Below are 26,550 nucleotides of genomic sequence, written 5' to 3' on the forward strand. Positions count from 1 at the left end.
GCCCCGCAGTGCGTCCCGTTCGTTCGCCCTCAAGTCTCTGTTCGAGGTTGCGGACCTGCTTGCCCCACTTGCGCAGCACGTACTCAACGCCCTGCCACGCCTCCCAGTTCTGCATCATGCCGCCGGGCTGGGAACGCTCGCTGCCCAGCAGCCCCGGCGCAGGCTCCTCGGACGCCATGCGGCCCGCGCTGCGCAGATGCGAAAGCAGTTCCTCGTCGATGTATTTCGCCGATGCCTTCTTCGCCGTGGGATCCGTGGCCAGCCGGTCCGGCCCGCCGGGCCCGGTTCCCGCGCCGCCCGCCGGGGGCGCGGAGTTGAGCTGCGTCCGCGCGCCCTGCGCCTGGTGCGCCTGCGAGACCAGTGCCTCCCACTCCGCTTGGAACGAGTTCAACGTAACCCCCAGCTCACCTTCTGTGACGTGAGCATGGTATCCCCGACCATCCGGACGACGGGCCGATCGTAAAGAACACCTCAGCCGCCAACGCATGCGCACAGCGTGAGGTATTTGGCCCCGCCTGCCGGAATTGCACAGCACCGGTATCACCGTCAGCCGACCGCGGCTACTCTCACCCATGCGACGCCGGGTCTGAGCCACCGGGACTCGCCTTCGCAGGCGAGGCCAGTGAGAATGCGCGAAGCACGGAGAAGAGGGGCGATGACGCGGACCAGGGCAGAAAAGGCGCCCCAAGCAGCGGGAGCGATTGGCAGTAGGGGCCGTACTGTGGAGCCTCTCGGCAGTGCTGCTCCTCGTCTCGCTCGCCTTCGCCCTGACCGATGTCTACGCAAACGAAGACCCCGCCGACCCGACGGCGAGTGTGCATACGGAGTGCGGCTCCCTTCTTTCCCCAACCACACGTCACGTGGACGACTACCGCGATGCCCAGGGTGGCCCCGCCGATGCTGAGGAGTCGGTCGCTTCGCACACACGCATCTGCGACTCCGCCCGGAGCGATCGGATGGACTCGGCCCTCAAAGCGCTGACAGCGGGGACTGCCGCCGCGGGAGTAGCCATCGGCCTGCATATATATCTAGGGCGGCGGCGCCTCCCGGGCCGGGGCGAACCGCCACGGCACGAAGAGGGCTGAGGTCGACGCTCGCCGACTTGTCCACCGGTTCCCGGCCAGCGGCGACGTGTGGGTCCGTGCCGGGTTCCTCCTGGGCGAAGGACCGGCGGCTGTCCGCACCGCTGAGCGGCACCCTCCAGGGTGCCCAGGGCACGCCCGTCTGCGGTGCGTGCTCTATGAGCGTCTCGATCATCTCGTCGGCGGCGGGGCTTCGTCGGCCGCCTGAATGTCGGCAACGCCCTCCCGGGCGTGCGCGGTGCACCTCGAGCCTATCCGGCTCCCTGTGGCCTCGGTTGAGTGAACCCGTGCCGTCTCCGGCGTGGTCTGGGAGTGGGTGGGGCTACAACACCGGCTGTGATCACTTTGGCTCGCGGTCTGACGGCCGCCGCACTGACTCTTCCCCTCCTCACCGCCGCTGCCCCCGCGTCGGCTACAAGCGCAGCAAGTTCAAGCACTGGATCGACGCCGGCAAGGACGGCTGCAACGCCCGGCAGGAAGTCCTGATCGAGGAAGCTACCGAGGAGCCGAAGGTCGGGCCGGGCTGTTTCCTGACGGACGGCGAGTGGTTCAGCTACGACGACGCGAAGACCACCGACAACCCGCGCTCCCTGGATATCGACCACATGGTGCCCCTGGCCGAGGCATGGGATTCCAAGTAGGCGGAGTTGTGTCCGCTGCATCATTGCGTGCGGCCTGTGGGAACGTTCTGGCCTGCTCTTGTCCCCGGAGGCTGTAACTCGTTTGGGTGGCGGGGGCTGCTCTCTCCTCATTGGACGCGTATCCGACGCCACGATGTTGCGTCAGGTGCAACCGCGGGAGTGAGCATGGGAGCTGTCGATGTACCCGGCGCAATGCGCCTGGTGGTATTGGGAAACGTGCGGGCGCTGGATCCTGCGGCGGCGATGTTCCAGGCCATGTTGAAGGGGTGGGAGCAACAGCAGCAGAGTCGGCTGCTGGCGAAGAAGACGATCTCGGATCGACTGAGCCTGGTGCGGCGGTTCGCCGACTACACGGGCACTTACCCGTGGGAGTGGAACGCGGAGGACGTGGAAGCGTACTTCTCCACGCAGATGTCGCGTGAGCTCCCGCTCGCGCACTCGACCGTGCGTGGTCAGCAGAACGACTTGCAGCTGTTCTGCACCTTCATCACCGATGGCCGGTACGGGTGGGCGGCTGCGTGCCAGGAGGAGTTCGGGCAGGTTCCCGCCCAGATCTGTCATGACTGGAACACCGCTGATCACGTTGCCGAATTCGAGGGTAACCCGGGCCGCCGGGCCTTGACCTACGACGAGTTGCAGGCTCTCTTCGATGCCGCGGATGACCGTGTGGAGCAGGCCCGCAAGCGCCGGCGGAAGGGAGTGCTGGCGGCCTGGCGTGACGCGGTGCTGCTGAAGTCCGTGTACACGTACGGCAAGCGGCGGCGTGAGACGTCGATGCTGGACCTGCATGATCTGCGGCACAACCCGCGGGCGAAGGACTACGGCCGCTTCGGGGCTCTTGAGGTGAGATTCGGGAAGGCACCCCGCGGCAGTCCGTCCAAGAGGCGCACAGTTCTCACCGTTCCGGAGATGGACTGGATCGTGCCGCTGCTGGAGGAGTGGGTCGATGAGGTCCGTGGGCGGTTCGGGGCCGGGAAGCATCCTGCGCTGTGGGTCACTGAGCGGTGCGGTCGGCTCGGGCTGCGGCGCCTGGACGAGGTCTTTGCTCTCGTGCGGCAGCATGCTGGCCTGCCTGAGGAACTGGAGCTGCACTCGCTGCGGCACAGCTACATCACGCATCTGATCGAGTTCGGCTACCCGGAACGGTTCGTGCAGGACCAGGTCGGTCATCGGTACGCATCGACGACCGCCCTGTACACGTGGGTCTCGGACGAGTACCGCAACCGGCTGCTCGAGGACTCCCTTGCGCGCCGTGTCGAACGAATGGCCGCACGAGAGGAAGTGGGTCAGCGGTGACGAAGCGGATGGGGTTTCGCTGGAACCTGCGCCGTCTGATGGCCGAGCGGGACATGTACCAAACCAGTGACCTGTTGCCTTTGCTGGCCGAGTACGGGGTGCATCTCTCGCGAGAGCAGGTGTTCCGCCTGGTGACCCAGCCCCCGCAACGGCTGTCCATGGACACGCTCGCCGCGCTGTGCGGGATTCTGCAGTGCACACCGACCGACCTGATTGACGTCGAGGAAGTGCGACGGCAGGTTGTCAAGCCGGCCGCTTCGGGTGAGGTGGCCGACAGATCGGTGCCGCCTGCCCGGCGGACCAGGTTGCGGCGACCGGAGGGCCTGTGATGGCCACATCGAAGGTGCCGGCCAGCTGGACCGAACTGGCCGATCTCATCTGCGCGCACCTGCCCGAACTCGCCTCTTCTGATGCGGCGGCTTTGATTGCGCAGATGGCGCCCAAGGCGCGTGCTGTGGTGCGCGCTCACCTCACGGAGCATCCGGACGCGCTGGTCAGCGGTTCGTCGCTCGCGCCGCCGGCGCTCCAGCGCCTGATCGCCCGACTGCGGAAAGTCGGATGCGAGCGGGCTCGGACTCCGGCGTGCCTGCGGTGCGGGCGGGTGCGCCGGCTTCGCCGCTTGGTGCCCGGCGGCCGGTTGTGTCTCGGTTGTGAAGGAACGCTGGCGGCTCAGGCCAATGTCGGCATCTGCGACACCTGTGGACGGACCCGCCCGCGGCCCGTTGGCGACTCCTGCACGCCATGCCACCAACGCGAAGTCGCGGCTTCGCGGACCTGCTCAAGCTGTGGCCGCCCCAGCCACATGGACCCATGCACGACGTGCAGATCACGGCCCTTGGCGCCGTGCGCGCTGTGCGGCACCAGTGCACCGGTCTGCGCACGCTGGCCGCTCGGTCCGGTGTGCAAGTCCTGTTACGCGCAGGTCCGGCGCGAGCCAGCGCCCTGCCCGGCCTGCGCGCGCATCAGGGTCCTGATCAGTCGGGTGGCTGGTCAGAGGGTCTGTGCGCTATGCGACGGTCACACCGACCCCTACGCATGCGTCCGATGCGGCGAACCCCGCAGCATCCTCGTGTCAGACGCGTGTGATCGGTGTGCGATCGACGAGCGGCTCACCGCCCTGCGGGCCGACCTAGAACCCGTTTCGAGCCGACAGCTCGGCCCGCTTCATCAAGCGCTGATGAACTGCGAATACCCGCGGACGGCCCTGCGCTGGCTGCTGAACTCCGCATCCGCCCGGCTTCTCGCAAATACTGCGGCAGCCAGCAGGCAGCTCACTCACGCCGATCTTGACCAGCTCGCCACAGCCGGCCGTGGCACAGCCCAAACCATCGACTACCTGCGCCAAGTCCTGGTCACCTTCGGTGTCCTACCCGCACGCGACGAGTACCTGGTCCGCATCGAACGCCACCTCGGCCGCGTCCTGACAAGGTGGCCCGAGCAGGCACCGCTCCTACGGCCGTACGTGCGCTGGTCGGTCATGCCCCGCGCACGCCGCCGGTCCACCCACAGCCCCAGCACCCCTGGCCGTGCCCAGTGGGCGTACGTCCGTATCAACGCCGCCGCCGACTTCCTAAGCTTCGCAACCGAGCGCGGACTCGCATTAATGGAGGTCACTCAGCATCAGGTCGACCAGTGGCTCGCAGGCGGCGCCAGCACCCGCTACGAGGTCCGCGACTTCCTGGTCTGGGCAGCACGCCGCGGCCACAGCCAAGACCTGCTCGTCCCGCACCGCGCCAAGGCAGAGCCTGTGGGCCTGGATGAGGACTCCCACTGGGACCTGCTCCAGCAGTGCCTTTATGACGAAGAACTCCCGCTGGACGTTCGTGCCGCGGGCGCGCTCCTACTCTTCCTCGGCCAGCACCTCACCCGTATCGTCACCCTCACCGACAGCGACTTGATCAGCAAGAACGGGCGCACTGCCCTCCTCTTGGACCGCAGCCCTGTGCACCTTCCGGTGCCGCTCGCCACGCTGCTCACCGAACTCGTAGAGCAGTCGCCTGAGCCCGGCTGGAGCGCCAACTCACCCATGCCGTGGCTCTTCCCCGGCACACAGCCCGGCGCCCACCGATCCTCTGCCTCACTGGCTCGGACACTGACGGCGCACGGCATCCCCATCCGCGCATCGCGGGGAACCGCCCTGATCCAGCTGGCCCAGGACATGCCACCCGCCGTCCTGGCACCGCTGCTCGGCCTGCACGTCATCACTGCCGAGCAGTGGCGCCGTCGCGCGGTAACCGACTGGACCGCCTACCTCCAGGCACGTGGACGCGCCCTGGCAGCCCCGGACTCTTGTCGCAACCCCGAGCCGCAAAGTAGCGGTCAGCTTGTTGTATAACCTCTGCCCGTGGTTAGTCCTGCGCTGACCACGGGTTCTGCCGTTCGCCAGCCAGTAGTGCGACTGTGACGTGATCAGGCAAGTCGTCCAGAAGCCCCTGATCGATACCAAGATTGTGAGGGTGAGTCGCTGGAAGGGGCTGCGTGCGTCAGTCCGCTTCTCTGTTTTCTGAGGTCAGGACCGACTTCACGCCTGCCTGACAGCCCGTGCCGATACGCTGTTCGAGTACCGTGGGGGCGGTGACCGTCTCCTTGCTGATGTGCAGTGATCCGCTGCGCCCCACCCGCTGTGAACCGCACTTCGCGCTGCAGGCCGCCGCCGCCCGCCCAACCCTCCAGGGGTGATGACGACCGAGGTCGAGGACGACATCGTGGAATGCCCACTGTGGTTGCGAACCCTCCAGGGTTGATGACGACTCGTCAGGCCGTCCGCTGCGCAGGGCCGCCGCTCACGTTGCGAACCCTCCAGGGTTGATGACGACCTGGAGGTGCTGGAACAGCACGACCCGCAGATGAACATGTTGCGAACCCTCCAGGGTTGATGACGACACGTTACGGAGCTGTTGGGCGGGGGCTCTTTGCGGTTGCGAACCCTCCAGGGTTGATGACGACGGCGCGGGCCACCCTGCTGGGGAAGCTCGGCATGGGGTTGCGAACCCTCCAGGGTTGATGACGACCGGTCAGGCTCAGCCCGTACTGGTAGTTGATGTGCGCCGGTTGCGAACCCTCCAGGGTTGATGACGACCTGATCGGTCCGGTCGTCCACGACGCCCAGCTCGGGTTGCGAACCCTCCAGGGTTGATGACGACGGGAAGGCGCTGGTACCGCCGGACCCCGGGGACTTCGGTTGCGAACCCTCCAGGGTTGATGACGACCAGCGCTGGGGTGGGCACCCACAGGCCCTGGGCGCCGTTGCGAACCCTCCAGGGTTGATGACGACCGACGACTCGGCGCCGGGCCGCAGCACCACGTCATAGGTGTTGCGAACCCTCCAGGGTTGATGACGACGTGCTTGCTCGCGGCACGGTCAGCGACCGCCGCCGCCGTTGCGAACCCTCCAGGGTTGATGACGACAGGTGACCTGTACGAGCACACCCACCAGCTGCGCCGGTTGCGAACCCTCCAGGGTTGATGACGACTTCCCGGAATACCTGGGAATCCCCGGATGGCAGTTGTTGCGAACCCTCCAGGGTTGATGACGACTGCCACGGCACGGGCGTACTCGCCCTCCGGCCCTTGTTGCGAACCCTCCAGGGTTGATGACGACAAGTCGCTCAACTGGGAGCCAAGGGGGCTCTGACCTGGTTGCGAACCCTCCAGGGTTGATGACGACCGCTGGTGGCTGCGTTGTGTCTCGCTGAGGCTTTGGCGTTGCGAACCCTCCAGGGTTGATGACGACCCGGGCCTGCCGAGCACCCTTATACCCAACAGGAAGGTGCTGGTTGCGAACCCTCCAGGGTTGATGACGACACGGCGACGTGGCCGGACCGGCTCAGCGCTGAGCGCGTGTTGCGAACCCTCCAGGGTTGATGACGACGTCCCTCCGGCCGATCGCCCCTCCGCACCATGCCACGTTGCGAACCCTCCAGGGTTGATGACGACCCTCAACGTCGACAGCTACACCGTCGGCAACATGGGTTGCGAACCCTCCAGGGTTGATGACGACCGGGGCGAGCGGGCGGCGGCGGGCTGTTGGCTTGGTGTTGCGAACCCTCCAGGGTTGATGACGACCAGGAGCCCATGCCTTTGGCCCGGTTCGCTATGCCGGTTGCGAACCCTCCAGGGTTGATGACGACGCGGGCGCCTGGTGCGTCTCGTCCAGCTCAGCCAGCTCGGGTTGCGAACCCTCCAGGGTTGATGACGACGCGAGGGTAAAGGCGCTGGTGGTTGTACGGTTCGGCGGTCTTCGTAGGGCCTGTTTTGCCGCGACCCGTCGGTAGTGCACATATGCAGGTCAGACGGTTGGTTCGGGAGGGGCGACGGCACGGCGCTCATCGATCGCCTGTCCGTAACGGTGAGCGTTGTCAGTGGGGGGCGTTAGGTTCCTCTCCGTGCCGGAGGGCTGCTGCCAAGTGTGGTGCATCTAGCACATGAAGCGGAGCACGAAGCCTATTTTTTCATGTTCATCCGAACAATGTGGCCAGGTGCGTAGGGTGCCGGAGTATGTGCACTGGGTTGTGGAAGAGCCTGGTGGGGGAGGGGAGAAGGTGCGGATCAGGGTTGATGTGGCTGCGGATGTGCCGCGGTTGGCCTGGGGGGATGTGCATGGTCCTGCCCGGGGGGTGGCGTATGAGGTTCTTGGGGCGGCGGATGCGGAGTTAGCGCGGAAGTTGCATGACGAGGGGTGGGGTGGTCATTCCTTGCGGCCGTTGGGGGTGACGAGTCCGCAGTTCCGGGGGGCGCCGCGGAAGGCGGGGCTGTATACGACTTCGCGGGATGGGTCTGTGTGGTTCGGGTCTCCGGTTCCGGAGATCGCATCCGCGCTGATTCGTGGGCTGGCGGGGCGGACGGTGCTGTCGTGGGGGCGTACGCGGTTGAGGGTGCTGGGTTTCACCTTGGATGAGCCTGGCGCTGCTACGTCCCTGGAGTCGCCAGGGGGTGGCGAGGTTGTGTGGGAGACGGCCACGCCGGTGGTGATCAAGTGGGAGGACCGGTATCTGCTCCCCGGGGATGAGGGGTTCGTCGAGCGCCTGGAGCACAATCTCGCGCACAAGGCGGATGTGCTGGGCCTTCCGGCTCCGGGCGGTCTGCGGGTGCTGGATGCGGGGCCGCGGCGCCGGTTTGAGGTGCGCGGGGCTCCCCGGATCGGTGCGCAGGTGCGGGTGGCGCTGGCGGGGAAGACCGAGGCGCTGGAGGCGCTGCGTTCGTGGGGGCTGGGACTGGATACCGTGCAGGGCTTCGGGTGGATTCGATGAACGATGTCGCCCAGGCGGACGCGTTGGCCGTGACGATGCATCCGCTGCAGCGTGCGGGGGCCTGGGCTGTCATGGAGCTGGCCGGTCAAAGTGACGGGGCCCGGGTGACATCGGCGGATCTTGACGCGGTGGCCGGTCGGTTGACCGCGGATGTGTGCGCGGCGGCGACTGCGGCCAAGGAAGATGCCGCATACGACTGGTGGAAGGTGCTGTTCGCTCTCTTTCCGAATTCCAAGGCCACTCATTCCAAGCGGCCCCGCGAGCGGCGGTTATTGGAGCCGGACATCGCGGCTCTCTTCGCCCCCGACCAGGTGGTGGGCGGGGGACGAACGTGGCCTTGTACGTTCTGCAGCCGGCCGGCGGGAACGGTGTGGACGAAGAGTGCCCTGCCGTTGTTCGACACGAACAAGGCGCTCAATACGCTTCCGCCGGGGGTGGCGGGGTGGCCGGTGTGCCGGGGGTGCCGGGTGGCGGCCTGGGCGCTTCCGTACGGGGCGTGGGTGACGGCAGGCTCGGTGACGGTGATGTCGTGTGAGGAGGAGGCGGCAGAGCAGCGGTTCGTCAGCCGGAATGTGGCGCGTGCGCGGCGGATCCTGCAGGCCGGGTTCGGGGCTCAGCCGGCCGGTGCCCGTCCGGAACGGGAGGCTGTGGCGGCCTTGTGGCAGGTGGCGGGTCAGGTGCCGCGGGCTGCGACGCTGTGGCACTTCAAGAACGACAACCAGGAACCGTGGCTGCGGGTGACGCGGACACGCCGCGCGGCCTCGCGGTTTTTGGCCCTGGTGCAGGGCAACGAGCCGCTGCGGCGGGCGTGGAAGCTGCTGGTGCGGGAGCTGACGCGGTTCGACGGGGAGGGCAGGCGCACCACGGACGGGCGGGCGGAGGCCGCGCGGCTGCTGTTCGAAGCCGAGGACGGGCAGGGCCGCACCCTGCTGATGCAGCTGTACCGGCTCTTGCTGCTTCCGCGCGAGCGTGCATGGGCGCTTGAGGAACGGGCGGTGCTCACGCGGCTCGCCTTCGACTATGCCAAGGAGGTACTCGGGGTGAGTGTGGCGGGGTATCAGCAGCCGGTGGCGGAGCTGCTGGCGGACTGGATCGAGCACGGCAGCGGCAGCCCGAGGGGGCGGCTGGCGGAATACCGGACCGTGGCGTTGAGCGACTACAAGCTGGGCCAGCTCCTGGTGCGGGCGCAATTCCGCCTGGCCCTGGACGGGCGCCCGGTAGCGGCCGGACCGCAGGAATGGCAGCCGTTGATCACCCAGCGGCCCCGCGCCTGGGAACAGCGCATGCTGCTCGCCGCCGGCGTGGTGCAGCTCCTGCAAGAGCGCGGGGTGCCCATCGGTGAGCGGCCTGACAGCGAGGACCAAGCGGGTGCCGATCTGGAAGCCGACCCCGACGAGCAGTTGTTTTCCCCCTACGACGACGACCAGGAAGCGATGTAGCGATGTATCTGGCAGGCAAGATGGTCCTGGCCGTCGAGGCGGGTGCGCCGAACAACGGCCGGGGTGAGGAGACCACGGCGCGGGTGAAGTTCGCCCGTATCCGCGGGCAGGCCTACCCCTACATCTCCGCGCAGGCGGCGCGGCGCTGGGTCCGGGACGGGATGGTCGAACTCGGTGCCCTGCCCTCGCCCGTCACCCGGGTGGGGAAGGCCCAGGGGAAGGCGCAGAAAGCCAACACCGCGGCTGATCCGGTTCGTTACGCGGATGATGACCTGTTCGGCTACATGCGGGCTGGTGCGAAGAAGGACGACGCGGCCACCACCCTGAGGGACAGCCCGTTCATGCTGGGCACGCTGATGTCGGTGGAGCCGACACAGCCCACGCAGGACTTCGGCGTCATGTCGCGCGGTGTGGAGGAGCCGGTGCTGCACGGCCATGAGTTCTACACGGCCGACCTGGCTGCTCCCTTTCTGCTGGACCTGCCGCGGATCGGGACGTTCACGCTGCCCGGAGCAGGAGGGGCAGGCGGGCGGCCGAACTACCTGACCGAAGAGCAGGCGCTGCAGGCAGCGGAAGCAGCCGCGGCCGGGGCGGTGGCCACACAGTTCCGGGACCAGGACGCGGTGCGGCTGCCCCTTAAGGAGCGGCGCGATCGGGCGGCGCTGCTGCTGGAGGCGCTCGCGCAGCTCAGCGGCGGCGCCAAGAAGGCGCTCCACTACGGTGACCGGGTGCCGGCGCTGGTGATGCTGGTGCCGTTCAAGGGCGGGATCAACCCGTTGGCCAACTGCATCGACGGGGTCGAAGGTACCGGTCTGCGGGTGCGGGGCGAGGTGCTGCGGGCGGAGCTGGACGCCTGGGCGGGCGAGTGGGAGGCCCCGGTACGGGTCGGCTGGCGGCCCGGCTTCCGGGACGATCTGCTGGAGGACTTCCGCCGCGCGTGTGCGAGCGAGCTGGCCGAGGGCCGGATGGTGATCGACCACCCCCGCACAGTCCTGCGGGCTCTGGCCGCGGAGTTGCGGGAGGGCAAGTTGGACGGCTGGTTCGATGACCCGCAGCGCGATGAGCCGCAGCGCTGAGGCCGCGCGCCCCGCAGCAGGGGGAGAGGGGCCGGGCACGTCGGCCGGGGGAGCGCTGCGGGCCTGGCGCGCGCAGTTCCATGCCCCAGTGGCCTCGTTCAAGGATCCGCTCTTCCCGGGCCTGACTCATGGTCTTCCGGTTCCGCCGCCCTCGACGGTGCGGGGTCTGCTGGCTGCCGCATCAGGCCGGCTCGTGGAGAACTCCCCGGTGGGTATCGCCGCCTGGTCGGAGGGGAGCGGGGTGGATGCGGAGACCTACCATCCCATCGGCGCCGATGGCACCAACCCGGCGGTGGCCGGACGGGTGCGGGCAGGCAAGGGCGGCATGACCATCCGGGACCGCCCCTTCCGCGCCGATGTCCATCTGGTGGTGTGGCTTCCCGGCCCCGAGGGCCGGCGGCTGGCGGAGGGGCTGCGCCGTCCGCGATGGCCACTGCGCCTGGGCCGCTCCCAGGACCTCGTCCACCCCCTGGGCGTCCGGGAAGTCACCCTCTGCCCGGCGGAGCACGCCGTGGTGGGGCATGCCCTGGCCCCTTCGGGCGGTCACGAGGCGCCCGAGGCGATGCCCTACCGTCTGGCGGCGAGCATCAGCCCGGACCGGATGACCACACACCTGGCGGACTATCTGTGGTCCGAGACACCGGCCGGCCTCAGCCGGGTGCACGGGGCCTTGTGTGAGGAGGACAGCGGAAGGCAGGCAGTATGGCTCCTCGACCCGTAAGCCCGGGTGCGAAACCGCCGCGGCGGCTGCCGCAGGTGCGCGCGAAGTCCAAACCCGTCCACGACCCGGAGAGGCTGACCACTCACTCCCGCGCTGTGTATGAGGCGGCCCGGCAGATCCACCAGCGCATCGCCTCGCCCGGCGTACTGGGCGAGGCGCCTCGCTTGTGGGAGTGGGTACATGCCGCAGCGCTCCTGCACGATGCGGGGAAAGTCGCGGAAGGCTTCCAGCAGCAGCTCGCTCCCGGGGCCGTTGCCTGGGGCCAGCGGCATGAGGTGCTCTCCCTCGCCTACGTCGATCTGCTCGCGCCTGCGGCCGGATGGAGCACCGAGGACCGCCTCATGATCGCCACACTGGTGGCCACGCACCACCGCGCGCTCTTCCCGGGAGGCGGAGGGACGAAGCTGGCTTTGTCCCAGCAATACAACCACACCACTGACTGGACGGAGGCGTTCACCCGGCGCAGGCATCTGGGCGTCGAGCAGATCCAAGTCACCGGAGCGGTGCACCGGGAGCTGACCGCCTGGCTTGCCGGGGCGCTCGGTATCGATCCTCCCGCCTGCCAGAGGGGCGATCTCACCCTGGCCGAGCGCGCCCGTCTGACCCTGCAGGAACTCCTCGACTTCTGGTCCAGACCCGTCGAAACGGATGCGGGGCTGCTGGCTGTCCTGGCCCAGGGCGCACTCACCCTCGCCGATCACGCCGGTTCCGCCCACCACCAGCTGCACCAGCACATGCCGCTGCCCGAGGACTACTTCGCGCGCCTCCGCAAGGAACGCACGCCCTACCCTCACCAGCAGGCAGCCGCGGCCACCGACGGCCATATGATCCTGGTCGCCCCCACGGGCAGCGGCAAGACCGAAGCGGGCCTGGCATGGGCGGCCCAGCAGCTCTCCACCATGCCGGGCCGGCCCCGCCTGGTGTGGACACTGCCCTACCGTGCCTCCCTCAACGCCGCCCGCGACCGCATGCGCCGCACGCTGCAACCCGGCAGCGACCAGGACCGACCGGACATCGGCCTCCTGCACGGCAGCCTCGCCCACACATTGCTGACCGAAGCCCTCGATGACGAGTGCCCCTTCGGCGAGACGAAGGAACCGACCGCGGCCATGGCCCGCCAGGCCCGCACCCGCGCCGCCGCCATGCGCCTGTTCCTCCAGCGCCTCCGCGTTGCCACCCCCCACCAGCTCCTGCGCGGCGCCATCGCAGGCCCGTCCCACTCATCAGTACTGCTCGAACAGGCCAACAGCATGTTCGTGATGGACGAGCTGCACGCCTACGACCCGGAAACCTTCGGACGCCTGTGCGCAGCCATGTCCCTGTGGGAACGCCTGGGCAGCCGCTTCGCCGTCCTCTCGGCCACCCTCGCCCCCTGCATGACCGACCTCCTGCAGGAAAACCGCTCCCACCCGGTCACCGTCCACCACGCCCCCCCAGGGACCAGCCCCGACCGCCACCGCCTCGTCCTCGACGAGACCCCGCTGACCGACCCGCACAGCATCGACCAGCTCGCCACCTGGCTCCGGGAGGGATACAGCGCGCTGGCCGTCACCAACACCGTCGCCCGCGCGCGCCACTTGTTCACACAGCTGGCCGACACAGCCCGCCAAACCTGCCCCGGCGACCCGGACGCGGCCCTCCTGCTCCACTCCCGCTTCCGCAACAGCGACCGCGCCCAGATCGAACGCCGCCTCCTGGCCCGGCACCCCGAGCGCACCTCCCGCAACGCAACCCCGCGCCGGGGAGGGCTCGTGGTCGCCACCCAGACCGTAGAGGTCTCTCTCCAACTCGACTTCGACCGCGGCGCAACCGAGACCGCCCCCATCGAAGCCGTCGCCCAACGCGCCGGACGCGTCAACCGCCGCGGCCTCCACCCCGAAGGTCCCGTCCCCTTCCACGTCCACCACCCCGACAGCCACCACCCCTACGACAAAGACGCCCTCGCCGCCTCCTGGCACGCACTGACCACCCTGGTGCACAGCGGCACCGACACCCTCAGTGAGCAGGACATCGACACCCTCCTCGCCCTCACCTACGACACCCCCTGGGGCACCGAATGGTCCCGCCGCGCCCGCCGGGCCCGGGACGAATTCACCGACGCCTTCCTCACCTTCCCCGAGCCCTTCCACGACCGGGGTGAGTTCGCCGAACGGCTCAACAAGGAATTCGACGGCATCGAGGCCATCTGCCAAGCCGACCTTCCCGTCCTCGAAAGCCACCTCAAGGGCAAGGACTCCGACCCACTCCTCGCGGCCGGCCTGTTCATCCCCATGCCCTACAGCACCTACTCCGCCCACCACAAAACCGGGAACGCCTACCTGGACAAGCGGCTGAAAGTCCACGTCGTCACCAGCGACTACCACCCCGACACAGGTCTGGCCGAACCAGCCGCCAACCACACGGCCGCCCCGGGAGAGACCATCCTGTGAACCCCACACACACCGCCGACGACGAGAACACCATCGGCGGAGTCCACATCAAATACCTCCACCACTGCCCCCGCCAACTGTGGCTCTACGGCAAGGGATACCGCCCCGAACACCGCAGCGACCTCGTCTCCTTCGGCGAAGTCGTCGACGAGACCAGCTTCACCCGACGACGCGACATCGACCTCGGCGAAGCCAAGATCGACTGGGTCACCACCGGCGCGGTCGTCCACGAAACCAAATCATCCCGCGCCCCCAACCCCGCCCACGCGGCCCAGGTGCGCCACTACTGCCTCCTGCTGGAGCGACGCGGCATCACCGTACAAGGCGGCACCATCCACTACCCCCTCATCCGCCGCACCACCCCCGTCGACTGGAACGCCGAGGCCCGGGCCCAGGCAGAAACCGACGAACACCGCGCCCGCAGCATCCTCGCCGCCCCACACGCACCACCCCGCTTACCCCGCAGCCAATGCCGCGGCTGCTCCTACCTCGACTACTGCTGGGGAGAATGATGCCCGCAGCCGGCCGCACCTACTGGCTGACCGAGCCCTGCCGCATCCGACGCGAGAACAACAGCATCCGCATCGAACGCCCCGACGGCAGCCCGGTCCGCATCCCCATCACCGACATCCGCGACCTGGTCACCTTCGACCACGTCGACATCAACACCTCAGCCATAGCGCTCCTGAGCAGGCACGGCGTGACCGTTCACATCCTCGACCACTACGGCAACCACGCCGGCCACTTCGCCCCCGCCGACTCCATGTCCTCCGCAAGCGCCGTCCGCCGCCAAGTCGAACTCACCAGTAAACCAGAACAGCGCCTGACCATCGCCCGATCCCTCGTCTCCACAACCGCCCACAACATCCGATGGGCACTGGAGACCACCCACCTCGACCCCGCCCTCGCCACGCTGGAGACAGCACTGCCCCACTGCACCACCAGCGACGAGGCCATGGGCCAGGAAGGCAACTTCCGCCGCACCGCCTGGGCAACACTCGACACCCACCTACCACCATGGCTGCGCCTGAACGGACGCACCCGACGCCCACCCACCAACGCAGGCAACGCTTTCATCAGCTACCTCAACGCCCTCGTCTACGCCCGCGTCCTCACAGCCTTGCGCACCACCCCCCTCCACCCGGCTATCGGCTTTCTGCACGCCGACACAGACCGCCGCCGCAACACCCTCGCCCTCGACCTCGCCGAACCCTTCAAACCACTCTTCGCGGAACGACTCCTCAAACGAGCCGCCGCCCAGAAAATTCTCACCAGAAACGACTTCGAAACAGACGTCGCCAGCGCCTCACTCAGCACACAAGGCCGCAAGAAGATCTCTGCCCTGATGCGGGAAGAACTCGCCACGACCATCTACCACCGCACCCTCAAACGAAAGGTCACCTACGAAGAACTCATCCACCTCGAAGCACTCAAAATCGTCCGCCTATGCCTCGAAAAAACCCCCTACAAACCTTTCCGACCCTGGTGGTGACCCCACATATTCGTCATCCTCGTCTACGACACAGCTGTCGAACGCAACCCCAAGGTCCTCAAGACTTGCCGAAAATACCTTCACTGGACCCAGCGCAGCGTATTCCAGGGCGAACTCACCAAAGCCCAGTACCGAGCTCTGATGACGCTGCTGAAAGACACAATCGACCCCACCTATGACAGCATCGTCACCTACACCAGTCGATCACCCGACCTCATCGAAACAGCCAACCTCGGCACCCACCTCGGGGGCCCGGGCGACATCCTCTAATGGGCCTGTCGGGCCGTGAGGGAGACTACGGTCCGTAGCCGCCAGCAGGTGAGCACTCCGTTCCTCGGAACCACTGCGAGTTCTGTGGTCAGACCGTGCCCCTGCTGGTCGGCCGGGGGGCCTGACTGCTGATGGGATGGCGTGCCCGCCAGGCAGGTTGGGCGTGAGCACTTGATCCGTTAGAACGTGAGCCGTGCCTTCCGCGGGCTGCACAGACGGAAGGCACGAGAGAAGCTGGGGAGAGAGTTGCTGTTCATCGGCGACGACTGGGCGGAAGACCACCACGATGTCGAGGTGCAGGACAACGCCAGCCGCAGGCTGGGTACCGCGCGGCTGCCAGAGGGTGTGGAGGGCATAGCGAAGCTGCACGCCCTCATCGCCCGGCACGGCGGCGAGGACTTGGAGCCCGGCCACGTGGTGGTCGGGATCGAGACCGACCGCGGACCATGGGTCCAGGCACTGATCGCGACCGGCTACCGCGTCTACGCGGTCAACCCGAAGCAGGCAGCCCGCTTCAAGGAGCGGTACGGCACCTCCGGAGCCAAGAGCGACAAGGGCGACGCCCACGCGCTGGCCGACATGGTCCGCATCGACGGCGCCCAACTGCGGCCCGTCGCCGGCGACAGCGACCAGGCCCAGGCCGTCAAGGTCGTCGCCCGTGCCCACCAGACCCTCATCTGGGAACGCACCCGCACCTTCCAGCGCCTGCGCAGCACTCTCCGTGAGTACTTCCCCGGCGCGCTGACCGCCTACGCTGTCCTGGAGCTGACCAGCACCGACGCCCTGGAACTCCTGATCAAGGCACCCACCCCGGAGCAGGCGGCAAAGCTGGCCAAGCCCCAGATCACCGCGGTCCTGGCCCGGCACCGCCGCCACCACCGTGACCAGAAGGCAAGCGCGATCCAGAACGCGCTGCGCGAGCCCCAGCTCGGCGTCGCCGCCCCGCTGACTGCCGCCTACGCCGCGGCGGCCACCGCGCACGCGAAGATGCTGATCGCGCTCAACGAGCAGATAGCCGCCCTGGAAGAGCAGGTGAGCGCGCATTTTCTCGCGCACCCGGACGCTGAGATCTACCTGTCGATGCCCGGCATCGGCACGGTCACCGGCGCCCGGGTGCTGGCCGAGTTCGGAGACGACCCCACCCGCTACACCAGCGCGAAGGCACGCAAGAACTACGCCGGCACCAGCCCGATCACCCGCGCCTCCGGCAGAACCCACGCCGTCCATGCCCGCTTCGCGCGCAACGACCGCCTCGCCGACGCCCTCCACAGGCAGGCGTTCTCCGCCATCAACGCCTCGCCCGGCGCCCGCCGCTACTACGACAAGCAGCGTGCCCGCGACGCCGGCTACAACCCCGCCCTGCGCCAGCTCGGCAACCGCCTCGTCGGCATACTCCACGGCTGCCTCAAGACCCGCACCCTCTACGACGAGGCCACCGCATGGTCACACCACGCAACCCCCGCACCCGCCGCTTGACATTCAAAGGCCATGGGATGTCTGACCAGCACGTTTGCACTACCGCCGAGTCGCTGCAGAACACGCCGGAACCGCCCCACAAAGCAAGGCTCTGACCAGGGGCTTTACCCTCGCGGCCGTCATCAGCCCTGGAGGGCTCGCAACGTGTTCACCGACCCGCTCACCGGAGACCTGCTCTACAGGGCCGTCATCAGCCCTGGAGGGCTCGCAACCAGTCCACACGTCGGGTGCGCATCCGGTCGGGCTGGGGCCGTCATCAGCCCTGGAGGGCTCGCAACCCGCCCACGTGTACCGGGGCGAGGAGCCGTGCGAGGGGCCGTCATCAGCCCTGGAGGGCTCGCAACGATCACCCCCGCAGAGGCGGGGAGCACGACAGCCGGGGCCGTCATCAGCCCTGGAGGGCTCGCAACCCGCAGCAGCGGCACACCCGAGGACGTGCTGGCGGCGGCCGTCATCAGCCCTGGAGGGCTCGCAACGTCGGCTCCCACTGGGTGACGTTGGCGATGTCCTGGGCCGTCATCAGCCCTGGAGGGCTCGCAACAGGCGGCCGACAAGGCGAACAAGGCCACGGTGCGGGGCCGTCATCAGCCCTGGAGGGCTCGCAACGCAGGCACGCCCCGCCCGCCGCCCCGTGGCAGCCCGCCGTCATCAGCCCTGGAGGGCTCGCAACGTCTTCGTGGTGGTCACGCCGGGCGCCAGCTTCCCGGCCGTCATCAGCCCTGGAGGGCTCGCAACAGCACCCGCAGCGACAGCGGGCCGGAGCCTGAGCCGGCCGTCATCAGCCCTGGAGGGCTCGCAACTTTTGCCCACACCCGGTTTGACGCTCACGTTGGCGAGCCGTCATCAGCCCTGGAGGGCTCGCAACCCGGATGTCCGGCGGGATGATCAGGCGGTAGGTCACGCCGTCATCAGCCCTGGAGGGCTCGCAACGTGTCGACGGCCGTCGCGGGTACCGGGCGGCGTACGCGCCGTCATCAGCCCTGGAGGGCTCGCAACGCTGCCACAGCCTCCAAGCGGGGCAGTACAGCCCCTGGCCGTCATCAGCCCTGGAGGGCTCGCAACGCTGCCACAGCCTCCAAGCGGGGCAGTACAGCCCCTGGCCGTCATCAGCCCTGGAGGGCTCGCAACCCGTATCCGGCGGCTGCGAGAGCTTTCACGATGACGGCCGTCATCAGCCCTGGAGGGCTCGCAACGCCTGCCGGATGGGTGTGATGCGGCCTTCGCTGTACGCCGTCATCAGCCCTGGAGGGCTCGCAACGCGAGCTGGTGGACGTCGACCACGGTCACGTGCACGGCCGTCATCAGCCCTGGAGGGCTCGCAACTTCCGGCGCCGCTTGCGGTTGCGTTCGGACGCGCGCGCCGTCATCAGCCCTGGAGGGCTCGCAACACGGTCCTCGCCGCCGTTGCGGTGAGCATCATCGCGCCGTCATCAGCCCTGGAGGGCTCGCAACGGCGGTGTGGAGTACGGGCCGGTGCCCGAGGGAGTCGGGCCGTCATCAGCCCTGGAGGGCTCGCAACCACTGACGGCCGGATGCCTGCCAACCGGCCGCCACACCTGGCCGTCATCAGTCCTGAAGGGCTCGCAATACGAGGAGGACGCACTACGCGCTGGCTGCCGCGGCCCGCCCGGCAGGCACCTATGCGCGCATCGTCGCGCTGGACCTGGTCGTGGGCGCCGAGATGTACCTCAAGCGCGGCAGCATCGAGCAGGCGTGCGCCACCTGGCACCAGGCCATCGACCACATGGGCGGCGTCCGCTCCGTCCGCACCCGCAAGGCGGTCTTCCACATGCGCAGCGACCTCGCACGCTTCCGGGCCCGCGGCCTTCGGTGCGTGACCGAGCTCGACGAACGCACACGCGACTTCCTTACCGGTGCCTGACCTCAGCAGCACCCCACGAAGCGGCGGACGATCGGCTCCAGGTAGTCCGCGTGCGGACCGGCCAGACCGGATAGTTCGTCCGGTGAATGCACCAGGGCGATGTCGTCGAGTTCAGGTTCGCGGCCCTGGATGCGCTCGGCTGCCGCAACTGCGGCGAACCCGGCGCGCAGCATCGCCTCGGGAAGGGCCGGGGCGAGGTAGGTCAGGCCGACACTGCCATTCTCACCGCGCGAGACGACCCACAGCTTCAACTCCTCGGCGGCCGCGCCGATCCCCAACTCCTCGGCGAGCTCTCGTGCAGCCTGACCGGCCAGACCCAACTCGTCCAGCACCTCCCCGTTCCAGGGAGGCTCCACAGACCCCCCCTGGCAGCTGCCAGCGGCCCGGCGCCGCCGTCGAGGGCGACATCCTCGCTGTCAGCACGCGGCCGTCGTCGGCCGGCTGGACGACGTTCACGAACAACGACGGCAGCGCGGTGGCGCCGGGCACCCCGCGCAGGGCGTAATGCCGGTAGGTCACACGCACCCAGGACAGACGCAGGATCCGCAGGCCCGCCCACTCCATCCCCCCACACGCCACCACAGACCCGTCGAAGAGGGCGGGGTTGGCCCGAACCGCCATCTCCCACACCCGGTCTCGGGCCTCAGCGTCCTGGGGCGGCAGCGGAGGCTCCGCAGCCTCGACCAGCAGGAGCTGGTCAACGTCGAAGAGGTCAATGCCCCCAGGGGACAGTGTCTCGGTCACCGGCCCATCGTAGAAGGCGCTGTCCTGTGCCCACCCGTTCCCGCACCCGCGATCAGGCCGCGGCGCTGGCCACCGACCTGGCCGACATGCGCCAGGCCACCAGCTCACCCACCCGGCCCGAGCCGCGCGACGTAGCCGAAATGACCGGCTGCCAGGCTCTCGTCATCGCTGCGCGGGCTGCCTTCACCAACGCCCGTTGTGCCGACAGATGAAGAGCCAGGCGCCTACCGCCACGCGACAGTAGCCGCTCTTGCACCTGCCCTCTCCACCGTTGTCTGTTTTCCAGGAGAAACCGCGTTTACCAGCACTGCCCCGGCCCCGGCCCGGCGCCGCCGCCATGCCCACTTGGTCGCCACCGCCACCCAGCTGGTGGGCGAGTGCGCTCAGGCCGCCGCAGCTGTCTACGACCCGATCAGCCAGGCCCTGCCCGGCCAGGAAGAGGTGCCGGTCTCTCTCCAGCTGGGCCACACGCTCCTCCACACCGCCCCCGGCCGTCTGGAGCCGCACGCGCCCAGGACGACGCCAGCAGCGCCGGACCTCCTTCGAGGGACGCTGCGCCGTCATCGATGCCGAGAGGATCCTGTGGGACGCTGCTCTCGGCTTCGAGGGCAGCACTGCCGAAGGGCCGGCGCCGCTGCCCTCGCCGGCGCTGATGGCGGCCGCGGGTGTCACCGACGCCGGGCTGGAGCTGTTGGAAGCGTTGGACGATCCTGCCCGGCTCTTCGAGGTGCTGGAGCAGCTTGGCCGGGACGGGTTCGCGCGCGAGGAGGTCCTCGACGACGCCCTCGCCACCGTTGTGGCCGGCGCCTGCCTCACGCTGAAAGCAGCGAGCCAGACCCCGGACCCCAGCCGGGCGGCCGAATACTGTCTCGCCGCTGCCCGGCACTTCACCCGGGCCGTGACCCTCGCCAGCATCGGCACCGGCCCTGAGCTCGACTGAGGCAGACTCTCCCACCACGGCGCGTGGAAATCATCGGCGGCCCAGACCGCGGCACGGAACCTGGGGGCCCATGAAGCTGCGCCTACCAGCCTTTACGCGCGCCACGCGACGAGAGAAGGACATGTACCGAGAGTTCGTCACTCCAGAGGGCCTTGAGGTTTTCGAGAGGCTGGATGCCTGGCCCGGAAGAGAGGGAAGACGGCTCTCCGAGCAACTCGGGTCGAATCGGGGGTGGAATCGAGCCGTTTCCTCTGACTGCATCCGAGCGCCTCTGCAACCCGGTCCTAGCAGGTTACGACCGGTCCGAACCCCGGAAAGCCGTAGGTCAGAAAGGTGCTCCAGGAATACCGACCGGTATCGACCGTTGGGGCGGGTCTCGTATTGTTATGTTCGTGTCCGTGTGCGATTGGATCGTTCGGACAGGTTCTCGGACGGACGGCACACGCTCTCGTCATCGCTCAACTCGGCGAGGGCGCCACGGCGGCGTTTCGCTCGGGGACTGTGAGGGACCTATCCACCCCGCGCGCGAGGTCAGGCCCTGCCTCAGCGACCACCGGCCGGGCGGTCTTCCCTTTCCCTGGGGAGCGAGGCCGCTCACCGGACAGTCGCTGTAAGCAATCAGGACGCTCGGTCGCCTACCCATGTGGTCTTCTGGCACGCGATGCGCTTGCTGCCCTTGACTTTCACGCAGAGTGTTTTGCCGGTGCCGAGGTTGAGGTACCACGTGTGGCTGATGGTGCGGCCCTTGCGGCGGCCTGTCGCGGTGTCGTAGTGCTTGCCGTTGATGGAGAGAGAGATGGCCCTTTTTTTGATCCTCTTCGGAGGGTTGGCCCAGAACCCGGTGACCGAGTTCGCGCCGTTGCGGCCGGTGAGCCGGATACAGACCTGGGGGCCGCTGAGGTGGTGGGTGCAGCCGCTGGAATCGGCCTCGGCCGGGGCGGCTGCGAGCAACGGTGCGGCGAAACCCATTACTACGGAGGCGGCGGTCAGTCGCGTGCGCACGGTTCTCCTCTGCGTGCCGGTTATGTGATCACCGAGGTGAACCGGAGAGGGAGGCGGAACGTCGCGCGGGGGAGGGAGGATTCACCCTGTCGAGGGGACCGGGGCGCAGGACGTAGCCGATGCGCTGGCTTGCTGTGGGTCGCCCGCGCCGACCTGGAGGCAGTGGAAGGCGCTCTGCTGCTGGCCGCCCGCTCGGCCAGCGTCCGTACGGGCAAGCCCCTGCTGATGTTCAAGATAATTTCCCACGCCCTCAGGACGGAGTCCGAGCAGGCCGCACAGGGTCATTACTGCCGCAAGGTCAGCAACCTGAATGGCACCGGCGGTTAGATGATTGAGTCTGATGTCTTCAGTGGCCGTAGGCGATCAGGGACGGTTTGACCGTGGCGCCGGTGGTCCAGTTGTGCCAGATGCCGGTGGCGAGGGCGAGGAGTCGTTGTCCTGTGCAGGCGAAGACACCGGCGGGGGTTCTGCCGCCGTGTTGTTCGGGGCTGAGCTGGCCTTTGAGGGTGTCGATGACAGCTTCGATCCACTGCCGAACCCGGGCGATTTTCCCGTGGCGGACCGGTTCGTCCTTGCGGTCCGGCCGCACGAGGTGGGCACCGAGCCGCTCGCTCACGAAGGCTTCGAACTCCTTCCCGGCGAAGCCCTTGTCCGCGAGGATCACCTGTCCCTGGCGGATGAGGTGGTGGTCGCGTTCCAGCAGCGCGGCCATCACCTCACGCTCGCCGAGTTTCGGCTGGCCAGACATCAGGGGACGGGCAAGCCTTCGGCGGTGGTGACCAGGTAGAGGCGGGGGCCGCGCCGGGCGATGCACCCGGCCGGAACGAAACGATTGCTGCTCGGCGCGCATGATGGTCTGGGATGCTGACCTGGTACGGAACCAACGCAAAGGCCGGCAAGGGGACGCATGGGCCTGCATATCTCCCGCATCGAGATCAAGAACTTCCGCAACTTCCAGCACCTGGTCATCGACAACTTCCCTGCCCACGCGGTGATCGTCGGCGAGAACGGGGTGGGCAAGTCGAACCTGCTGGAGGCGATCCGCCTGGTTCTTGATCCCTCGCTTCCCGACGCGCGGCGTCTGCTGCGCGAGGAGGACATTTGGGAAGGCCATCCGACGGGCCTGTCCGGCCATGCTGAGGTGAGCGTCGTCATCGAGTTGCAGGGATACGACACGGACGACGATGCCAAGGCTGTCCTGGCCACGGCCACTGTCGACTACGCCCCCTACACCGCCCGCCTGACCTACCGCTTCGCCCCCCGCACCGAGATCGATGCCACCGGGCAGCAGACGCCGGTCACCGGACGGCCGCTGACCCCTCAGGACTATGACTTCGTCGTCTTCGGCGGCGACAACAAGAGCAACGACATCCGCTCTATCCGCCGCGAGGTGACGCTGCGCGTCCTGCCGGCCCTGCGGGACGCAGAAAGCGACCTGCAGTACTGGCGACGCAGCCCCCTACGCGACCTGCTGGAGCGGCTTCCCCTGGACCCGGCCAACCTGGAGGCGACCGCGACTGCGGTCGCGGTCGCCGTCGACCAGCTGACCAAAGACGCCAACATCACGAAACTCGAGCAGCACCTGTCCAGCCGGCTCAAGGAGATGCTGGGACCGCGCCTGGCCGTCGACCCCGCACTCGGCTTCGCCTCCTCCAAATCCGACGAACTCATCCGCTCCGTCCGGCTGTTCGTCGACACGGCCCGCCGCAGAGGCGTCTCCGAGACCAGCCTGGGCAGCGCCAACGTCATCTACCTCGGCCTGCTGCTGGAAGCGCTCAGCCAGCAACGCCTGGATGAACAGTTCGTCGCCACCCTCGTGGCCGTGGAAGAACCCGAAGCACATCTCCACGTCAGCCTGCAACGCCACCTGTTCGGCTACCTGCTGCGCACCGGCACCTCGCTCACGCTCACCACACACAGCCCGCACATCGCCGCCGTGGCCCCCATCCGTTCCTTCATCGTGCTGCGCGCCACCGGCAGCGGCACCGTCGGGGCCAGCACCGCCGCCCTGCCGGTCACCGACGAACAGGCCCAGGACCTGGAGCGCTACATCGACATCAGCCGCGCCGAGGTGCTCTTCGCCTCCGCGGTCATCCTGGTCGAAGGCCTGGCGGAACTGTACGTACTGCCCGCCGTGGCCGCCGCCGCGGGATTCGACCTCGACGCCTACGGAACTGTCGTCGCCAGCGCCCACGGAACCGACTTCAAGCCTTACCGGGCCCTGCTCGGACCCAGCGGCCTGAACACACCTCACGTGATCATCACCGATGGCGACGCCACCCCCGACCAGCTCAAACGACGCGAAGCAGGACTCCGGCGAGCGGCCAACCTCCACCCAGACGCCGCCCGCAGGACCACGCTCGTTGACGCCATCCGACAACTGCCGCCATACCAGGAAGCCGACTACTACAACCGGCGTGGTCCCCTGGTCCGGGAACTGCAAGACCTCGGCATCTACGTTGGCGCCCAGACCCTTGAAACCGACCTATGCCTCCTGTTCGGCGAAGAGATCGTGCGCGCGTACGAAGAGCTGAACGGCAACCCCGGCGCCGTTGACGACGTGCGCCGCGGCGTCGCCAACGAGCGGGAGCTCTCCCCGGATCTCGAGACCCGCACGACCATGCTCAACCGCATCGCTGCCCTCGGCAAAGGCCGCTTCGCCCAGCGGCTCGCCGCGCACATCAGCCGCAGCGACTTGCGCACCCGCCTGTTCACCGCCCTCGGCATTGACGACACCACCCGAGCGATGGACGCTCAGGCCCTGAGCAGCCTGGGCCCCGAGTCCTACCTGCTTCTGGCCCTCGACGACATCTCCCTCCAGGTACGCGGCACCCCCCTCTTCCCGGCCCCCGCACGCGGCGAAGGCACCAGCGAACCACGGGAAGCCGATGCCTCAGGTCAGTGATGCGCTGCTGCGCGAACTCGAAGAACTGCACCCCACCCAGCGCACCGCCGTGCTGCACCCCGGCAACGTCGTCCTGCGCGCCGGCCCTGGCAGCGGCAAGACCAGAACCCTCGTCGCCCGAGCCGCGTACCTGCTGCAGACACAGGTGTCCGCCTTCCGGGGCGTCGCCTGCATCACCTACACGAACACGGCGGCCGACGAAATCCGACGCCGCGTCCTTAACAGCGGCGTGCACGCCGAGGGCCGCCTCACCTGTTCCACCGTCCACGCGTTCTGCCTCAACGAGATCCTGCGCGCCTTCACCGCGATCACCGGGCAGCCAGCGCCGCAGGCCGGGCAAGTCATCGGGGAAACGGCCACACAGGTGCTCCTGCAGCACTGCTTCGACCAGATCGGCATCGCCGAGACCCTCGCCCAGTTCCGGATGCCGGAGAACACCAAGATCCGCCGCGCCCTGGCGTGCGACGAACCCCTCGACGCCTTCGACCCTCGCGAAGTCGCAGCCGCCGTCCGCTATGAGGAAGAACTCGCCGCCCGAGGCGAGATCGACTTCGAGGCCATGGTGACGCGAGCGGTGCGCGTCGTCCGCGACCACGAACCCGTACGGGATCTTCTGCGCGCCCGCTTCCCCCACCTCATCGTGGACGAGTACCAGGACCTTGGCGGTGTCCTCCACGAACTCGTCGTAGCCCTGCACGACCTTGCCGACATCACCGTGTTCGCCGTCGGGGACACCGATCAGTCCGTCTTCGGGTTCACCGGAGCCGACGCCAAATACCTGACTGCCCTGGCCAGCCGTGACGACTTCCTCGACCTTCCACTCGAGGTGAACTACCGCAGCGGCCAGGACATCATCACCGCCGCCGAGGCCGCGCTGGGCGAACACCGGGGGCGACGCGCACGCGAGGGCGCACCTCCCGGAGACGTCAACACGCGGAAGGTGGAAGGAGGCCTGGATGAGCATGCCCAGGCGGCCTGCGATCTCGTCGAACAGGCCCAGCAGCGGCAAGTGCGACCGGAACGGATCGCCATCCTCTACCCGCACCGGGGCCCGCTGCTCGATACCCTGCTGTACGAACTGACCCGGCGCGAGCTGACCTTCCTCTACGAGCGGGACGACAAACTCCCGGCAGGATCGCTTTCCCGGTTCGTCCAGCGCTGCGCCAGCCGCGCCGTGGCCAACCACCAGATCCACGCAGCCGGTCACACGGAGCGGCGTGACATGCTGCGCCGGGCCGAAGCCACCACACTGGCCACGTTGGGCGTCTCCCTCAGGAGACTCCGAGACGAGGCACAGATGCCCCCGCCCGCTTCCCGCCTGGCCCTGCCCAGAGCTCTGCAGCACACGCTCGACCCTATGCCCTCCTACCCGGCGGACGCCCCCGCCGCCACCTGGCTGGAGCGACTGCGGGCCAGCCTGGCACTGGATAGCATCGCCGCCCTGCACCCCGACCAGGACAACCACACCTGCCTCGACGACCTCGCCGACCTGTGCCAGAGAGAAAACCTCATGCTGCAGGACCTGGCCCAAGGTGAAGAAGTGATCGGCAAGATCCTCCTGACCACCTACCACGCCGCCAAAGGCCGAGAATTCGACACCGTGATCCTGCCCGGCCTGCTCAACGGGATCATCCCGCGTGACGTCGCAGAGCGCGGGAGGTGGCGCCGCCCCACCCCGAAGGAACTGGCGGAACAGCGCCGCGCCTTCTACGTGGCCCTGACCCGCGCCGAACGTACCGTGCATCTGATCGTCGGCCCTGGATACCGCACAAAGAACGGATACTGGATCGAGAAGGGGCCATCGGACTTCGTCGTGAAGATGATCAGGAGCCTCCAGTCCTTAGTGGAGGACGACATCTGACATCCCCGCCTGATGCGAACACGGTCGGCTGGTGGTTGCACGTGC

21 protein-coding genes, 1 pseudogene and 2 CRISPR repeat arrays are annotated in these 26,550 nt (G+C 68.1%); of the genes and pseudogenes, 19 read left to right on the forward strand and 3 right to left on the reverse strand.

Annotated features, from left to right (window positions below):
- Positions 1–1,369 precede the first annotated feature (1,369 nt).
- The 14 genes from HC362_RS34175 to HC362_RS34240 all read left to right on the forward strand — a co-directional run bounded on the left by HC362_RS34175 (position 1,370) and on the right by HC362_RS34240 (position 19,053).
- Positions 1,370–1,723 carry a hypothetical protein gene (locus HC362_RS34175; RefSeq protein WP_243088202.1) on the forward strand — a complete coding sequence of 118 codons (354 nt, stop codon included), beginning with the start codon at positions 1,370–1,372 and terminating at the stop codon, positions 1,721–1,723.
- A 165-nt stretch (positions 1,724–1,888) separates the two neighbouring features.
- A complete protein-coding gene (locus HC362_RS34180; RefSeq protein ID WP_243088203.1) occupies positions 1,889–3,019 on the forward strand; it encodes a site-specific integrase in 1,131 nt (376 codons plus the stop codon).
- Complete coding sequence (locus HC362_RS34185) at positions 3,016–3,348, forward strand: helix-turn-helix transcriptional regulator (RefSeq protein WP_243088204.1); 333 nt, start codon at positions 3,016–3,018, stop codon at positions 3,346–3,348. The genes HC362_RS34180 and HC362_RS34185 overlap by 4 nt, the downstream gene beginning before the upstream one ends.
- Positions 3,349–4,196: 848 nt before the next feature.
- Positions 4,197–5,354 (forward strand): hypothetical protein, encoded by a 1,158-nt coding sequence (locus HC362_RS34190; RefSeq protein WP_243088205.1) that lies wholly within the window; start codon positions 4,197–4,199, stop codon positions 5,352–5,354.
- A gap of 322 nt (positions 5,355–5,676) precedes the next feature.
- Positions 5,677–7,218: direct repeats of the CRISPR family, unit length 29 nt; unit sequence GTTGCGAACCCTCCAGGGTTGATGACGAC.
- A gap of 744 nt (positions 7,219–7,962) precedes the next feature.
- Complete coding sequence (locus HC362_RS34195; protein WP_243088206.1) at positions 7,963–8,268, forward strand: CRISPR-associated endoribonuclease Cas6; 306 nt, start codon at positions 7,963–7,965, stop codon at positions 8,266–8,268.
- On the forward strand, positions 8,265–9,707 hold the full coding sequence (locus HC362_RS34200; protein WP_243088207.1) for a hypothetical protein: 1,443 nt from the start codon (positions 8,265–8,267) through the stop codon (positions 9,705–9,707). The genes HC362_RS34195 and HC362_RS34200 overlap by 4 nt, the downstream gene beginning before the upstream one ends.
- A gap of 2 nt (positions 9,708–9,709) precedes the next feature.
- Complete coding sequence (gene cas7i, locus HC362_RS34205) at positions 9,710–10,783, forward strand: type I-B CRISPR-associated protein Cas7/Cst2/DevR (protein WP_243088208.1); 1,074 nt, start codon at positions 9,710–9,712, stop codon at positions 10,781–10,783.
- Positions 10,767–11,504 carry a CRISPR-associated protein Cas5 gene (locus HC362_RS34210; RefSeq protein ID WP_243088209.1) on the forward strand — a complete coding sequence of 246 codons (738 nt, stop codon included), beginning with the start codon at positions 10,767–10,769 and terminating at the stop codon, positions 11,502–11,504. Before cas7i ends, HC362_RS34210 begins: the two co-directional genes overlap by 17 nt.
- Positions 11,505–11,539: 35 nt before the next feature.
- Positions 11,540–13,933 (forward strand): CRISPR-associated helicase Cas3', encoded by a 2,394-nt coding sequence (cas3, locus tag HC362_RS34215; RefSeq protein ID WP_279240168.1) that lies wholly within the window; start codon positions 11,540–11,542, stop codon positions 13,931–13,933.
- Positions 13,930–14,445, forward strand: coding sequence for a CRISPR-associated protein Cas4 (locus HC362_RS34220; RefSeq protein ID WP_243088210.1), 516 nt, complete (start codon positions 13,930–13,932; stop codon positions 14,443–14,445). The genes cas3 and HC362_RS34220 overlap by 4 nt, the downstream gene beginning before the upstream one ends.
- Positions 14,442–15,425: a type I-B CRISPR-associated endonuclease Cas1b gene (gene cas1b, locus HC362_RS34225; RefSeq protein ID WP_243088211.1), complete on the forward strand. Its 984-nt coding sequence runs from the start codon at positions 14,442–14,444 to the stop codon at positions 15,423–15,425. The genes HC362_RS34220 and cas1b overlap by 4 nt, the downstream gene beginning before the upstream one ends.
- A 15-nt stretch (positions 15,426–15,440) precedes the next feature.
- Positions 15,441–15,695: a CRISPR-associated endonuclease Cas2 gene (locus tag HC362_RS34230; protein WP_243088932.1), complete on the forward strand. Its 255-nt coding sequence runs from the start codon at positions 15,441–15,443 to the stop codon at positions 15,693–15,695.
- Positions 15,696–15,941: 246 nt separating this feature from the next.
- On the forward strand, positions 15,942–17,171 hold the full coding sequence (locus tag HC362_RS34235) for an IS110 family transposase (RefSeq protein ID WP_243088933.1): 1,230 nt from the start codon (positions 15,942–15,944) through the stop codon (positions 17,169–17,171).
- Between the two features lie 115 nt (positions 17,172–17,286).
- Positions 17,287–18,759: direct repeats of the CRISPR family, unit length 29 nt; unit sequence GCCGTCATCAGCCCTGGAGGGCTCGCAAC.
- Positions 18,760–18,840: 81 nt separating this feature from the next.
- Positions 18,841–19,053, forward strand: coding sequence for a hypothetical protein (locus HC362_RS34240; RefSeq protein ID WP_243088212.1), 213 nt, complete (start codon positions 18,841–18,843; stop codon positions 19,051–19,053).
- 2 nt (positions 19,054–19,055) lie between these two features.
- On the opposite strand, the gene HC362_RS34245 is transcribed toward HC362_RS34240, so the two are convergent.
- Positions 19,056–19,409, reverse strand: coding sequence for a hypothetical protein (locus tag HC362_RS34245; RefSeq protein WP_243088213.1), 354 nt, complete (start codon positions 19,407–19,409; stop codon positions 19,056–19,058).
- A 414-nt stretch (positions 19,410–19,823) separates the two neighbouring features.
- Between HC362_RS34245 and HC362_RS34250 the strand changes: the two genes are divergently transcribed.
- Entirely contained in the window at positions 19,824–20,009 is a 186-nt protein-coding gene (locus HC362_RS34250) for a hypothetical protein (protein WP_243088214.1), read from the forward strand.
- A 440-nt stretch (positions 20,010–20,449) separates the two neighbouring features.
- Positions 20,450–20,737, forward strand: a complete 288-nt coding sequence (locus HC362_RS34255) for a hypothetical protein (protein WP_243088215.1) — start codon at positions 20,450–20,452, stop codon at positions 20,735–20,737.
- 618 nt (positions 20,738–21,355) lie between these two features.
- Here HC362_RS34255 and HC362_RS34260 read toward each other — a convergent pair.
- The gene (locus HC362_RS34260; protein WP_243088216.1) at positions 21,356–21,739 is read right to left on the reverse strand and encodes a hypothetical protein; all 384 of its coding nucleotides are present in this window, start codon (positions 21,737–21,739) and stop codon (positions 21,356–21,358) included.
- 129 nt (positions 21,740–21,868) lie between these two features.
- On the opposite strand from HC362_RS34260, the gene HC362_RS34265 reads away from it, so the two are divergent.
- On the forward strand, positions 21,869–22,066 hold the full coding sequence (locus tag HC362_RS34265) for a hypothetical protein (protein WP_243088217.1): 198 nt from the start codon (positions 21,869–21,871) through the stop codon (positions 22,064–22,066).
- A 19-nt stretch (positions 22,067–22,085) separates the two neighbouring features.
- Here the strand turns inward: HC362_RS34265 and HC362_RS34270 are convergent.
- Positions 22,086–22,537: pseudogene (locus HC362_RS34270) on the reverse strand (IS982 family transposase); the annotation flags it as partial.
- Positions 22,538–22,646: 109 nt separating this feature from the next.
- Between HC362_RS34270 and HC362_RS34275 the strand changes: the two are divergent.
- Both HC362_RS34275 and HC362_RS34280 read left to right on the forward strand, forming a co-directional pair.
- Positions 22,647–24,644 (forward strand): AAA family ATPase, encoded by a 1,998-nt coding sequence (locus tag HC362_RS34275; RefSeq protein WP_243088218.1) that lies wholly within the window; start codon positions 22,647–22,649, stop codon positions 24,642–24,644.
- On the forward strand, positions 24,628–26,505 hold the full coding sequence (locus HC362_RS34280) for an ATP-dependent helicase (RefSeq protein WP_243088219.1): 1,878 nt from the start codon (positions 24,628–24,630) through the stop codon (positions 26,503–26,505). The genes HC362_RS34275 and HC362_RS34280 overlap by 17 nt, the downstream gene beginning before the upstream one ends.
- The last annotated feature ends 45 nt before the right edge of the window (positions 26,506–26,550 follow it).

The sequence above is a fragment of the Streptomyces sp. 891-h genome (assembly GCF_022760275.1).
GTDB classification, from domain to species: domain Bacteria; phylum Actinomycetota; class Actinomycetes; order Streptomycetales; family Streptomycetaceae; genus Streptomyces; species Streptomyces spirodelae.

Excerpts from the sequence above, each read along its gene's own strand:
- HC362_RS34275 (WP_243088218.1), top strand. The coding sequence starts at position 22,647 with ATGGGCCTGCATATCTCCCGCATCGAGATCAAGAACTTCCGCAACTTC.
- cas1b (WP_243088211.1), top strand. The coding sequence starts at position 14,442 with ATGATGCCCGCAGCCGGCCGCACCTACTGGCTGACCGAGCCCTGCCGC.
- HC362_RS34200 (WP_243088207.1), top strand. The coding sequence starts at position 8,265 with ATGAACGATGTCGCCCAGGCGGACGCGTTGGCCGTGACGATGCATCCG.
- HC362_RS34190 (WP_243088205.1), top strand. The coding sequence starts at position 4,197 with ATGAACTGCGAATACCCGCGGACGGCCCTGCGCTGGCTGCTGAACTCC.
- cas7i (WP_243088208.1), top strand. The coding sequence starts at position 9,710 with ATGTATCTGGCAGGCAAGATGGTCCTGGCCGTCGAGGCGGGTGCGCCG.
- HC362_RS34180 (WP_243088203.1), top strand. The coding sequence starts at position 1,889 with ATGGGAGCTGTCGATGTACCCGGCGCAATGCGCCTGGTGGTATTGGGA.
- HC362_RS34280 (WP_243088219.1), top strand. The coding sequence starts at position 24,628 with ATGCCTCAGGTCAGTGATGCGCTGCTGCGCGAACTCGAAGAACTGCAC.
- HC362_RS34255 (WP_243088215.1), top strand. The coding sequence starts at position 20,450 with ATGGCGGCCGCGGGTGTCACCGACGCCGGGCTGGAGCTGTTGGAAGCG.
- HC362_RS34210 (WP_243088209.1), top strand. The coding sequence starts at position 10,767 with ATGAGCCGCAGCGCTGAGGCCGCGCGCCCCGCAGCAGGGGGAGAGGGG.